This window comes from Paenibacillus melissococcoides (genome assembly GCA_944800085.1).
Taxonomy (GTDB): domain Bacteria; phylum Bacillota; class Bacilli; order Paenibacillales; family Paenibacillaceae; genus Paenibacillus_B; species Paenibacillus_B melissococcoides.
The window spans coordinates 1-12,399 of the sequence record CALYLO010000020.1 but is presented as its reverse complement, the minus strand read 5'-3'; the positions used below and the strand labels follow the sequence as shown (position 1 = coordinate 12,399).

Annotated in this window: 18 protein-coding genes and 1 pseudogene; 17 read left to right on the top strand and 2 right to left on the bottom strand. The window is 49.3% G+C overall.

Features of this window, described 5'->3' with window-relative positions:
• The 13 genes and pseudogenes from OCY70_RS35325 (at position 1) to OCY70_RS35265 (ending at position 9,606) form a co-directional block, all read left to right on the top strand.
• Positions 1-621: a LysM peptidoglycan-binding domain-containing protein gene (locus OCY70_RS35325; protein WP_213431196.1), complete on the top strand. Its 621-nt coding sequence runs from the start codon at positions 1-3 to the stop codon at positions 619-621.
• Between the two features lie 9 nt (positions 622-630).
• Positions 631-957, top strand: coding sequence for a phage baseplate plug family protein (locus tag OCY70_RS35320; RefSeq protein WP_213431197.1), 327 nt, complete (start codon positions 631-633; stop codon positions 955-957).
• Entirely contained in the window at positions 950-1,738 is a 789-nt protein-coding gene (locus tag OCY70_RS35315) for a phage protein (protein WP_213431198.1), read from the top strand. The genes OCY70_RS35320 and OCY70_RS35315 overlap by 8 nt, the downstream gene beginning before the upstream one ends.
• A 1-nt stretch (position 1,739) precedes the next feature.
• Positions 1,740-2,117 carry a Gp138 family membrane-puncturing spike protein gene (locus tag OCY70_RS35310; RefSeq protein ID WP_213431199.1) on the top strand — a complete coding sequence of 126 codons (378 nt, stop codon included), beginning with the start codon at positions 1,740-1,742 and terminating at the stop codon, positions 2,115-2,117.
• Complete coding sequence (locus tag OCY70_RS35305) at positions 2,114-2,470, top strand: DUF2634 domain-containing protein (RefSeq protein WP_213431200.1); 357 nt, start codon at positions 2,114-2,116, stop codon at positions 2,468-2,470. The genes OCY70_RS35310 and OCY70_RS35305 overlap by 4 nt, the downstream gene beginning before the upstream one ends.
• Positions 2,463-3,623, top strand: a complete 1,161-nt coding sequence (locus OCY70_RS35300; protein WP_213431201.1) for a baseplate J/gp47 family protein — start codon at positions 2,463-2,465, stop codon at positions 3,621-3,623. Before OCY70_RS35305 ends, OCY70_RS35300 begins: the two co-directional genes overlap by 8 nt.
• Entirely contained in the window at positions 3,616-4,257 is a 642-nt protein-coding gene (locus OCY70_RS35295; protein WP_213431202.1) for a hypothetical protein, read from the top strand. Before OCY70_RS35300 ends, OCY70_RS35295 begins: the two co-directional genes overlap by 8 nt.
• Before the next feature lie 17 nt (positions 4,258-4,274).
• Positions 4,275-7,094, top strand: coding sequence for a hypothetical protein (locus OCY70_RS35290; RefSeq protein ID WP_261944935.1), 2,820 nt, complete (start codon positions 4,275-4,277; stop codon positions 7,092-7,094).
• A gap of 11 nt (positions 7,095-7,105) precedes the next feature.
• Positions 7,106-7,744, top strand: coding sequence for a hypothetical protein (locus tag OCY70_RS35285; protein ID WP_261944479.1), 639 nt, complete (start codon positions 7,106-7,108; stop codon positions 7,742-7,744).
• On the top strand, positions 7,741-7,890 hold the full coding sequence (locus tag OCY70_RS35280; RefSeq protein ID WP_213431628.1) for an XkdX family protein: 150 nt from the start codon (positions 7,741-7,743) through the stop codon (positions 7,888-7,890). The genes OCY70_RS35285 and OCY70_RS35280 overlap by 4 nt, the downstream gene beginning before the upstream one ends.
• Before the next feature lie 83 nt (positions 7,891-7,973).
• Complete coding sequence (locus OCY70_RS35275) at positions 7,974-8,408, top strand: phage holin family protein (protein WP_213426120.1); 435 nt, start codon at positions 7,974-7,976, stop codon at positions 8,406-8,408.
• Positions 8,401-8,712, top strand: a pseudogene (locus OCY70_RS35270) (M23 family metallopeptidase); the annotation flags it as partial. The gene OCY70_RS35275 and the pseudogene OCY70_RS35270, both read left to right, overlap by 8 nt.
• A gap of 141 nt (positions 8,713-8,853) precedes the next feature.
• Complete coding sequence (locus OCY70_RS35265) at positions 8,854-9,606, top strand: glucosaminidase domain-containing protein (protein WP_261948777.1); 753 nt, start codon at positions 8,854-8,856, stop codon at positions 9,604-9,606.
• Between the two features lie 666 nt (positions 9,607-10,272).
• On the opposite strand, the gene OCY70_RS35260 is transcribed toward OCY70_RS35265, so the two are convergent.
• The gene (locus tag OCY70_RS35260; protein ID WP_261944936.1) at positions 10,273-10,395 is read right to left on the bottom strand and encodes a hypothetical protein; all 123 of its coding nucleotides are present in this window, start codon (positions 10,393-10,395) and stop codon (positions 10,273-10,275) included.
• Between the two features lie 145 nt (positions 10,396-10,540).
• On the opposite strand from OCY70_RS35260, the gene OCY70_RS35255 reads away from it, so the two are divergent.
• Positions 10,541-10,765, top strand: coding sequence for a helix-turn-helix domain-containing protein (locus tag OCY70_RS35255; protein WP_213430538.1), 225 nt, complete (start codon positions 10,541-10,543; stop codon positions 10,763-10,765).
• 125 nt (positions 10,766-10,890) lie between these two features.
• Entirely contained in the window at positions 10,891-11,262 is a 372-nt protein-coding gene (locus OCY70_RS35250; RefSeq protein ID WP_213430537.1) for a LytTR family transcriptional regulator DNA-binding domain-containing protein, read from the top strand.
• A gap of 221 nt (positions 11,263-11,483) precedes the next feature.
• On the opposite strand, the gene OCY70_RS35245 is transcribed toward OCY70_RS35250, so the two are convergent.
• Positions 11,484-11,696: a helix-turn-helix domain-containing protein gene (locus OCY70_RS35245; RefSeq protein ID WP_213430536.1), complete on the bottom strand. Its 213-nt coding sequence runs from the start codon at positions 11,694-11,696 to the stop codon at positions 11,484-11,486.
• 165 nt (positions 11,697-11,861) lie between these two features.
• Between OCY70_RS35245 and OCY70_RS35240 the strand changes: the two genes are divergently transcribed.
• Both OCY70_RS35240 and OCY70_RS35235 read left to right on the top strand, forming a co-directional pair.
• Positions 11,862-12,041, top strand: a complete 180-nt coding sequence (locus OCY70_RS35240) for an asparaginase (protein WP_213430543.1) — start codon at positions 11,862-11,864, stop codon at positions 12,039-12,041.
• A 191-nt stretch (positions 12,042-12,232) separates the two neighbouring features.
• Positions 12,233-12,391 (top strand): hypothetical protein, encoded by a 159-nt coding sequence (locus tag OCY70_RS35235; protein ID WP_249725540.1) that lies wholly within the window; start codon positions 12,233-12,235, stop codon positions 12,389-12,391.
• Positions 12,392-12,399 lie beyond the last annotated feature (8 nt).

The window sequence follows — 12,399 nt, the reverse complement described above, 5'->3', positions numbered from 1 at the left end:
ATGGCAACCATTGACGGCATACAAATTCATGTCACAAACGAAAAGCCTTCATATTCCGTTCGGGTATCTACCTACCCTATCGAGGGCGGGGCCGCCATTACGGACCATGTGGAGCCTCAACTCGTGACCCTATCCCTAACCGGGAAGTTGGTAGGCGAGGATGCGGCGAAGAAGAGGAAAGAAATACTGGGGAAGATGAATTCCGGCACAACGGTTAAATATGTTGGCCGGAATTCCTTTATAAACTGCATCATCGAGGCTTTCGAAAGCGAACACGAATATAAAGTGGCAAACGGCATGAATTTTACAATGCAGTTGCGAGAAATCCGCAAGGTTAAGCCGCTTTTTTCTACGAAGCTGCCAGCCAAAACTCAGACCCTTGTCAAGGTGATGACAACGGCCGGCCGGCAGCAGCTCAAGACCACAAAGCAAAGCAAGACAAAAGGCACAAAAGCAAAAAGCCAAGGACCAACGGGAAAGAAGCACACGGTTCGAGAAGGCCAGACGTGGGAAGCGCTGGCGTATACGTACAAAGTACCCCTAAAAACTTTACGTTCTTGGAATACGCAAATACCAAAAGGCACCCGCCTGAAACCAGGCATGGTTGTCATCGTAGGTTAGGAGGGGCCTATGGAGTTTATACCGATTGAAAAAGACAGCATCCCTTATCAATTTGACATTGCGCTCGGCGTAGACATCTTCACCTTTGAAGTGAACTACAACGAGCGTTTTGACTTTTTTACACTCGACTTGATGAAGGATGATCAAGTGTTGCTTCAAGGCGTGAAACTCGTATACGGCGTTCCTGTTTTTGCAGGCATCGAGGACCACCGCTTTCCGGTGCCGTTGATTGTACCGGTTGACGAGGCAGGCAGGGAAACGGCCGTAACCTGGGGTAACTTCGGGGAGACCGTGTTTCTTGCATATGGAGAAGGCGAGGGAGAAGAAGATGAGTGAATCTTATGGCCGTGTTACGGAGTTGATTGTTGGTGGGCAGACGTTGAAGACGCCGGACCTAGAGATTCGTTTTGACGTGCCGTTTGATGATGATCCAGATCCAAACGAGGCCAGGATCGAAATCTACAACCTGAGTGACAATACGATAAACAACATCGCCCATCATTCAAAGGTTGTGCTGAATGCAGGATACAAAGGGGATGTCGGAACCATTCTTTCTGGTTACATCTCTTTTTATGAGACTCGATGGGAAGGGCCTGACAAAATTACAACCTTCACAGTCCTTGACTCGGAGCCATTGGACAGCCGGACCATTCCGAGCATTTCATATGCGAAACAAACGAAAGCCTCCACCGTCATTAGGGATTTGCTAAAGCGAGGTAACCTCAGCGCGGTCGCCTTAAGTTTGGTCAAAGATGTTGTTTACACAGAGGGGATGACCGTTGAGGGCTCCGTTGTTGATGCTATCAAGAACGTTGCCGCCGATTGCCAGACCTCCTGTTACATGCTCAAAGGGCAGTTGTATATTCGGCCACTTACCCAAGGCGACAAAATAAACTTTGTACTTTCACCGAAGACTGGCCTGATCGGTTCACCTACCTTTTTTCAGGACGACAGCAGCGCGGGTTATCAGGCCAAGTGTCTACTGAATCACCGATTGACAACAGGCAGCCTGATAACCATTGAAAGCCGCGTTGTCGAGGCATCACTCCGCGTGCGGCGCGGCCGACACTCTTCAAGTGGCAGTGATTTTACCACCGAGATAGAGGCGGTGTTTTAAAATGGCACAACTTGATAAGAGCTTGAATGGTTGGCTTGAAAATGCGTTGCGCCAACTCCACACGGCCACAATCGGGAGAGTGGCCGCATACGACAAGGAGCGACGCCGTGCAACCGTCCAGCCGCTCATCATGCAAAAGATGATGGGCAACCAGCCGAGTCCGCATGCATTATTGACGGATGTGCCCGTATTATGCCAGCGCTTCGAGGTGGATGGCGTGGAAAAGGACTATGTACCCGTTTTACGGCAGGGGGATGTAGTTTTGCTGATATGCGTAGAGCGTGCCATGGATCAGAGTCTGAATGGAGCCATGGCATACCCTGATTCTAGGCGCAGGCACAGCTTGTCGGATACGGTTGTAGTAGGGGTGATAACGTGAATTTTCGATTGGACAGCACGGGGGACCTGATTTTCGCAGATGGCGAATTACAAATGGTATCCGGGCCGGAAGAGATTGCCCAAGCTGCCCGTGTGGTGCTGGGTACGAATCTTGACGAGTGGTTTTTGGACCCCGATGCAGGCACAAGCTATGATGTGCTGCTGCAGAAGCAGCCGAACGAAGAGGCGATTCGCGAAACGGTTTATTCAGCCCTTGAACAAGTTGAGCAAATACAGAAGGTTGATAGCATCGACATTCGTTTCGACAAGGAGAATCGAATGCTCCACATCTTTTTCACTGCGACCGCAGTAAATGGGGAGAAGGTAGAAAGCGAGGTGAGTTTGGATGCTTGATGCATCTGGATTCAAGCGGATGCGGTACAGCGATTTACTGGAGCAGATGGAAGAACAGGCGCGGGCAAAATACGGTGAAACCACGAATACATCGGCACTATCTCCACTCGGGATCATCCTACGGATATTCGCTTTTTTTCTGGCCTATGTTTGGCAGGGAGTGGAGCACGTATACTACGCGGCGTACCGAGACACAGCAACCGGCGTGAGTTTGGACCGCCTCGCTCCGCAAGTGGGGATTAAACGATTCCAAGAGGAATTTGCATACGGAGAGTTAACATTCATAGGAACGCCAGAATATACGATACCGGAAGGCACAATCGTCGGCACCGCCACAGGAAAATATTTCGTGACAAATGAGGATCTGACTCTCGATAATGACGGCAAGGGTTCTGTGGGGATCGCGGCCCAAGAAGTGGGAACAGGATGGAACGTTGCAACTGGCACAATTGTGGCTTTGCTCAATCCCGATGCGAATATCCTCTCTGTCACGAATCCGAGGCCAACAACAGGCGGACGGGAGCGAGAGACGGATGAAGAATTTCGCGCCCGGTTCCAGCAATCGGTAGCGGGCGGCGGCGCGGCCTCTGTCGATGCCTTGCGAGGGACGCTATTACGGTTGTCTGGTGTTCGAGCGGCGGCCGTGATAGAAAACACCTCACTTACTACAGATGCGGCAGGCAGGCCCGGGAAATCGTTCCAGTGCTATGTGTTGGGAGGCGATGAGCAAGAGATCGCAGCCGCCATTTTCGCAACAAAGGCTGGCGGTATCGAAGCACACGGCGATATTGTTCGCGAGGTTACCGATGTCGCAGGTTACAAGCACAAGGTCAAGTTCAGCCGTGCTGAGGAAGTTTTGATTTCTGTTCATGCGAAGATAAAGCGAACTGTTCAATACCCGGCTGACGGTGACGAAAAGGTGATATCCGAAATCGTGCAGTACATCGGCGGGGAGCACGACGGTAAGTATTACAACGGCTTGTCCATGGGGGCGGCCGTAATATACAACAAATTAATTAGCGCGGTGTACAGGGTTCCAGGCGTGGATGATGTAGAATTGCTGCTGAACGGTGATTCGAAAAACATTGAAATCGCCCCTCATCAGGTGGCGAGGATTCGGGACCAGAATATCGAGGTGACCAGCCGTGTTTAGCGTGAAGGACATGCTTGGTCGGTTCACCGATGCGTATAACAAAAACCCTGAGAGCAATCTTGGAAAACTGGTGTCAATCCTACACTCTCAGCTTACAAGCCTGGAAGATACGCTGGACAAAATTCAGGAATGGCGAGACATTGACCGGGCCCGGGGAACAACCCTGGACAGGATCGGGGAAAACGTAGTGCAGCCGCGTGGAGCTGCTACCGACGAAATTTACAGAATTTTGTTGAAGTCGAAGGTAGCGCGAAACTTATCGAAGACGGACATTAACACGATCATTGAAGTTTTAGCTTTGGCCCTAGATTGCGATTTTTCGGAAATTCGAATCGAGGAAAAGCATGCGGACCCGAACGAACCGGAGCCGGCCGCACTTTCTTTGCTACGTGTGCCGATAGCTCGCCTGAACGAAGTGGGAATGTCACCGTACCAGTTCGCGCAGATCATCCAAAAAACAGTGGCTGCAGGCGTCCGGGTTGCACAAATTGATTTGTCTGGAACCTTTCTCCTGGCGTCGAAGCGAGCGGAAGTTGAAAAGAGCAAATTTGGGCTCGCGGATATCGCTATGACAACAGGCGGCACCCTTGGAACGGTCTATATGCCGGGCAATGACTACGAATTACCGATTTAGGGAGGGAGAAGATAGGAATGCCATTCAATAAAGAATTACCCGAATGGAAGGCAGCAGGAATACAACCTCCTGAGTCAAAACGGGTGAAGGGCTGGGAAGTTGAGGATCGGCCGCCAGCTGATTGGCTCAATTGGCACATGAATCGATCCTATGAGGCGCTGCAGGAGCTGCAGGAAAAGGCTGCGGAGAAGGATGATGTATCGAAGGCACTTAAAGATGCCAAGGAATACACGGACCAGAAGGCTCAGGCGGTTACCCCCGAAAGCATCGGGGCTGAAACGCCAACAGGGGCCCAAGAGAAAGCGGATGCTGCCCTTACAGTGGCGAAGCAGTACACCGATGAAAACATCAACGTATTAAGGGCGGATGTTGATAGCAATACGGACGAAATACGCAACCTAAAGCAATCTGTCGATCACGTTTTAGGCAAGCCCTTGGGGATTAAACCCGGCCTCCAGGTGGTGGAGGTCGAGAATGATACGCCGTTCCAGATGGGGGAGATAAAGGGCCGGACACTCATCAACCTACTAGGACGAGTTGGAGACTGTGAAAATACAGCCGATTGGTCTGCACCCGGACCCGGTGTTAAGGCTCTAAGCACCGAGCGGGTATACGGATCCTTTTCCATCGAAGTGGCGAGTACGAAGGAGGAACAGGCGGGATTTGGTATTCGTTCCAATGGTGCTGTAAAAGACCTGGATAAATACTATATTGCCGTCGGGTATATTCGAAACATATCCGCTCAGTATGTACACCTCTCCTTTGCAGAAGTGAAGAGCGAGGCCAATGTAACATCATGGTTCAAGTCGAATGGGACAGTCAAGTCCAATCAGTTCACATATGCATATGTCGCTGTTTCCCCCGTGGATCTCGCTGGCAAAGACAGGGTGGAAGTCTACGTCCGAGGCGTAGCATCAGAAGCAGGCCAAAAGATATCTGCGGATGGAATCGGGCTGTATGAGATCACCGAGGCCGAGTACAATGCAATTGAAGGCATGACACCGGAACAGGTTGCCAAACGCTATCCATACGTAGACAGCATGACCAACGTAAAGAACCCATACGCCATCGTAACGGGAGGCAATCTGCTGCCGCCGTTTTATGAAGCCGATCGGATCACTGTCGCATCGAAAGCGACAGTGGTAGCCCCTTATGAATTGCGTTTTGGCGCTGGTGGAGACGGGGACTTCCTGGCGTATCATCTATCGGTACTGCCGAATCAGACATATGTATTCTCGCTCGAAAATTCCGGGGTGTCATGGTGCATCACGGAACTAGACTACAACACGTTCGTTGTCCCATACGGTACGGATACTTACCGCTCCTTCAACGTTGGTAGTCGAACGCAGATTGCGCTAGTACTCAAAAGCTTTTCCGCCGATATTGACGTATCCTGTAAAAACCCGATGCTCACCGTCGGAACCGAAGCGAAGCCCTTCGTACCGCAGCAACGTAGCATGATCGCCTTCGAAACGGAGCTCGCCGCTCATCCGGTAGACGGCAGCAATCCCGATACGCTCTTTATGGGAGACGATGGGCTACCGTATGTGCTGGAGCCGTGGGGGAAGGTTACGTTGGATGGGTCCCATGTATGGAAAAGACATTCTACACAAAACGACTTTAAAGTCCTTTCTGCAAATGATTGTGTTCCAAATAACAGTTCCCCAGCAGATGAAGATGACTACGGCAGACTTTTCGTTACAAAATACAATGGCAGTCTATTAAGCGTAAATGATAAACCTATAAATGTAGAAAATTGGGGTTTTAGTGATGTTACTCGCATTTTCACATCTAATGCTTATATTTCAGTGCACAATAATGAAAGTGGATGGGGAGGAAATTACAATCCGGAACCCGACGAGATTAAGGCGTATTTTAACGGTTGGAGGATGTACCAAGAAGGGAGCCGCGAAACTCCATATACAAGTGGTAAAAAGCAATGGTTTAAGATAAATAAGCCAAGCGATCCAAGTGTAGCTGACACGCCAACAACGTCATATCCGGAATGGACGCCTTACCGCCTCCAATACCTGAAGGCGAAGCCAACCGTCGAGCCCGTCAGGAATTACGAGTTGGGCGCGACACTCTCCGCAGGCTCTAACATGGTCGAGGTCGGCAGCGGTATTGTGATCCGGGAACGGGCGAATCCAGCGCCCGGTGTTAGCGATGAAGGAAATATTAACAATGCATATCTGCCTGCAACGATGCTCCGACACAGGACACATGTAGCTAGTGCAATAGTTTATAAAAATAACGCAATTGACAGGGCGTGGATCGCGAAGGGCGACAATGTTTTACAAACTGAACCTAGTTATTACGACCCAACCGCAATCTACCACGTCACCTATACGATGCTTCATCCAACTCTTGCGCCTCCAATCAGCGGCACCGTGGCGGCCAACCTGCGTGGGACTGTGTCGGACTTGGTGAAGGATGTAGGTGACATCGGGCGGCGGCTGTCGGTGGTGGAGACGCAGAAGGCGGAGAAGGATGCGCCACCTCCTCTGCGGATTAAACCTACATTATTGAATGGGTGGGTAGATTATGGATCGCCTTTTGAACATTCGTTCTACTATAAGGATGATTCGAATGTTGTTTCGATTGAGGGCTTGATAGGTAGGGGAACGGCAGCGTTGGGTACATCTTTGTTTATACTTCCAACAGGGTTTAGACCTGACAAATCGCTTATTTTCCCTGTGCTTGGATGGGTAACAGGTGTAGGCGAGGCTCTTGTCCGCATTGACGTGGATCCAACGGGGATTGTAAAGATTGGCTCGCCTAATGCAAAAAATGATTATCTCTCATTGCAAGGTATATCGTTCCTTGCAAATAAATAAGGAGGCACGACATGAAAGAAGCAATCATAACCGACCTATCCGGTCGCTACATCGAACCGACGCTCGTTGCGGACTCCGTGACGGGCGTTTTTGATCGGCGGGAACCGGTTGAACCGGACGAACCCGGCAGCCTTCCGCAGTCTGAACCGGAGCAGCGTGACGACGAGCAGCCTGACGAACCGGAAACGGTACTCGTAGGCTACACCGTAGCTGTGCCGATGCCTGACGGGCTGTATCAGCCTATATTCGATGTCGAGGGCTACAGAGCAGCGCAGGAGGCTTATGAGGCTGCATACGCCGAATACATGGCCGTGCTGGCCGAGCATGACCCGGAGAGCGACGATCCGCTGCCGGAGCCGCCGCAACCCGTGGACGGCCCAAGCTTCTGGCGGAACGGACTCACGGACGAGGAAATCGAAGCGCTGAATCCGGATCCGCAGCCGTCACAGACCGACGCGCTGGGCCAAGAATTGACGCAAATGAAAATCAGGAATATCCAGCAGCAGAGCGTCATTGATGACCTTGGCAGAATGTTGACCCAATCGCGGCTGGACAGCATGCAGAAAAAGCAGACTATCGACAGCCTGGGTGCGGAATTGACGAATGCTAAACTTGAAATTATTGAATTTAAAGGAGGGCAAACGGAATGAATTTCTGGAAACTTGCTTTTGATTGTGAATGGATCGACGCAGAGGGGCTATGCGCAGCCGTTAAGACGGAGGCCAACCGATTCGGGGAAATCACGCCGGAAGAGTACGAGAAGATTACTGGGATAAAATTTCCGACACAGGAATAAGCGCCACGCCATAGAGCAGGCGCTTTATTTATGCCCTCGGGATACCCGGGGGCTATTTCATATGTCAATAGGGGGATAAACTCATGGAAAGATGGGATTTGCTAATTAAGTGGGGAGCCGCCGCCGTTGGCGGGTTTACATCATTCTTTTATGGAGGGTGGAGCTCGCTTCTGACTGCTTTGGCCGTTGTTGTTACTGTTGACTACATCACAGGATTTGCGGCGGCATATAAAGAAGGTCGCGACAACCCAACAGATTCAAGCAAGGGTTTGAGCAGCGAAGTAGGTTTTTGGGGGCTCGCTAAAAAAGGACTAATGTTCTTGATCGTAGGGCTCGCCCATCATGTTGATTTGATTTTAGGCACGAACGCAATTATGTCTGGAGCAATTTACTTTTTCATTGCAAATGAATTGCTTTCAATTACAGAGAATCTTGGCCGCGTCGGAATGAACATGCCTAGTCAATTGAAAGATGTTATTGCTGTTTTGAAAGGAAAGGGCGGCGAGAAAAATGTATGACTGGGGAAAGCATGGATACCGTGTGACAAGCCCTTTCGGGCCGCGAAAAGATCCTATTGATGGCAAACAAAAAGAACATACCGGCATCGACTTGGTGAAGGCGCATAAAGCGCCTATTTTTGCGTTTATGGGCGGGGAAGTGGTCCATGCCCGAGAAGGACGAGCGGGAACAGGCTTCGGTAATTTTGGTATTGTAGTCGCCATTAGGGACGGGCGCGGCGCACTGCACTGTTACGCGCATCTGGATTCCTGCACCGTGAAGGTCGGTCAAAGAGTAGTAGCAGGACAGGAAGTCGGAAAGCAGGGGACAACAGGCCGCAGCACCGGCTCGCATTTGCATTATGAGGTACGGACCAAGGCAGCGCCTTCATTTGGTTACGGCATGCATACAGACCCCGGGGCGTACCTCTCAAAATATCAGGGACAAGGAAAGGATAAGGGGAGCATGAAGCAAACGGATTTCATTGCGAAGATTGCACCGGCAGCCGTGGAAGATATGAAGCGGACAGGGGTGCCCGCATCACTCACAATCGCCCAGGCTGCATTGGAAAGCGGCTGGGGAGAGAGCGGCCTGACGAAAAAAGCGAACAATCTATTCGGCATCAAGGGAAAGGGCCCGGCAGGCAGCGTAAATATGCCTACTACGGAGTACAGAACGGACCGAACACCTTATCAAATAGAAGCTGCTTTTCGGGCGTATCATAACTGGGCTGAGAGCATCGAAGATCATTCGAAACTCGTCCTTAACGGGACAAAGGACAAGCCGAAGCGTTATCACGGCGTATTGAACGCTGATTACAAAACAGCTTGCCGGGAAATCTGGCGTGGTGGATATGCGACCGATCCGAAGTATCCGCAGCTATTGATTGGCCTAATCGAACAATACGGACTAATGAAATACGATGAGCAGGGGAAGAAGGTTGTAATGGCCGGAATTGAAATCAACGGTAAAAAGATTGCCGAAGGGCCACTAGTCGATGGAACGGTTCTCGCTCCGATTCGGGCCGTAGGCGAAGCGCTTGGCGCCAAGATTGGCTGGAACCAGCAGAGCAAAACGGCATCAATCAATGGCGCGCCTGTGCCAGGTGAACTTATCGGCGGCAGCGCATACGCTCCTATCCGGGCGGTTGCTGATGCTGCCGGGGTCAAAGTTAAATGGGATGCAAAGGAACGAAAGGTCGGTATAACTACCACTTGATTGGAGACACTATTGGAGATTCCTTGCCTCCGAAAGAAGGGCCACGGTGATATACCGCGGCCCTTAGCGTTTTATTCGGGACGTAGTTCAGGATCGTCCAGATGATAATAAGGTCCCTCCCAATAATACCCGCATTCTTCGCATTCTCTACATACATACCAGCAGCCTAAGTCATCATCAAAGTGCCATTCCTCTTCCTTCCCTAAACAGTTGCAATTCGTCATTCTCAATACAACTCCTTGATTTCATGCTTATCTTCTAACGATTGTTCGGAATGCATTATCTAGCGTCCGAATCTCCGCGAGCAATCTCGAATCTGTAAGATCAGTCCATCCTAATATGTTACGGACTTGGCCGACGTAAAATGTATGAGCTTGTTGCATTAAATCAGACCCGTCAAGTTCAGAAACAAACGCACGGAACAAGAACACCCTTTCATACGGAGTCATTGCTCTCCTCCTCTCCCGCATACGCCCGCCGGCTTATTTTTTATTCCACCGCAACGCAATTACCAAAGCTGCAATAGTGAAAATGAATGCCAAAGTAATGAATGTCCAAGTAATGTATTCCATGGCTTGTCCATCCTCCCGCGTATTGTTGTGAGGCGAGGGTTCGTGTTAAGATTGGGGGAGGAGGCCGTTGTAGCGAACGGCCTCCCGTGGGTACTTAACGATTGCGCCGTCCGCGCCGTTTAGTGCCCTTTTTCTTTTTCTTACGGCCTTGAATCAAAATGAGTAATGCGGTAAAACTCTGGATGATTGCCGTAAGAAGCTGAACCCAATCTTTCACTTGCCCCCACCTCCCACGATAAACATTTTTCGTTTAACGTTTATCGTTAAATAGAGTATATAACGAATTTCGTTAAGAGTCAATACACTCTAACTTGATTCGTTAAACTTTTTTTGTTATGTTTAAAGTGTAGGAGGTGGAGGAAGTGATACGGCTAAAGTTGGACGAGATATTAAAACAACGGGATATATCAATGTACAAGCTCCACCAAATGACCGGAATCCGTCCTAACACGGTTAGCGACCTTGTAAACAACAAAGCAAAGCAATGGTCGCCTGAAGCATTAAATACGATATTTAAGGCGTTGGAACTCGAATCTATACACGATCTAATTGAATTTGTAGAAGACGAAAAGGAGCCCCGGGAGTAGTCCCGAGGCTTTTTCTTATATTCCCGACTGGCTTCATTTTCCGGGAATAAGTTGATAACTAAAGGGGAATACAGCATCTAATGGGGGTGCTGTATGATGACTCTACTATATAGGGTAAATAGATTATGACCCTTTTGACAGTATCACTCGATCCTAACGCGGATACGGGCTTGTTAACGACATCAGCGGAGCGAGTGTGGTTTTTATTATACGACAGTAGCAGCGACCGAATCATCGTGCATACCCCTAGAAGAGAATATTTTATGATTGGTACGCTTAAATACTGGGTGAATGCACTGAACGCTAGCGGCCATACATACGAAATTGTAGATCGTAACGTTATTGTCAACGTAAAAAACGTAACCTATATTGATGTAATAACTAGACATGCGCTTTTTTATGCACCGGGTGGTAAACCAAAGAAATGCACGATGTCACATTATTTGTGCGAAGAATTTGTAAAAAAATTTCCGGAGATCCCCAATAACATAAATTAAGCGCGAAGTCACTCGGATTTTGTCGATTTATGTATGAGCATATGAGAAAATTCGCAGGATGAACTGAAGTGTACATACTGCCGAAAATGTAGTACAAAATAGGTAGGTGGCGGCCGCTGCTAAGACAAATACGGCGAGGAGGGAAGTAGGGGAAGGTTAGATAAATTTAGGGCGTGTATAGATATATCTATACATTTCTCGGGAGGGACGCCTGCAAGGCGTTATAGAATCCATTCGTACATATCTTCTGCGTGACAGTTGAGCATGTACGAAATAAGGACAGCCACCTCATAAGGCATTGGTTCGCGGTTATTGGCCCAGTTGGATATTCTTTGTGGAGAATACCCTGACTTGCGGGCCAACTCAGCCTGGGTTGTGTTGGCTTCCTTAATACGGACTTTTAGCAGGCATCTCCCCCGAGTAATTCTAGCCACCTGAATCACCTATTTAAGGGAAGTGCTTTACATCCGCAATTATATCATTTTGAAAGTTGATTAGATAGATAGGACTATTGAATGGGAACATGCGTTCGGTATATAATCATGTTAACGGTAAACATCGAAAACTAGATATCAATATGTAGAGGGGCGGATGAGTTGATGGTAAGATGGGAAGCTGCATATAAACAAGTATATGAAGAGAATAAAATGCGACGAGAGGAAGAACTGGAAAGGTTTTTTATGCTCTTCAACATATTTTGCCATGAAGTTAGGCACGTTAGCCCTGATTTATTCGAAGCTGTACTCGAACTTGAAGAACTAATGAATGAAACATTTTAATACTACTCTTGTTATTCATAAGAAAGCCCCGGCGTTAGTCCCGGGGCTTTTCCTTTTGCCCACACTCCCCACATACCCACAGGTTACCCACAAAAACACTGTCAAACAACGCCCCCCTTTGTCCATCCATGACCACGAGGAAACCCCGAAAAACCGCGCTGTTACGGCATTTTGTCTTCGGATGTCCTCCGTTGTCCATACATCCGAAATATTTGCCGTATATTCCGAGCTGGAAGCAGATGCACCGCAGCGATCAGTGGCTGCAGTCAGCCGTTTATCAAGCTGCCGTCGCCGAGTGGGCGGATCGCCAGCTTCTGCACAGGCTGCCGTCCGGAAGGGAAGCCTCATGAACGATAGC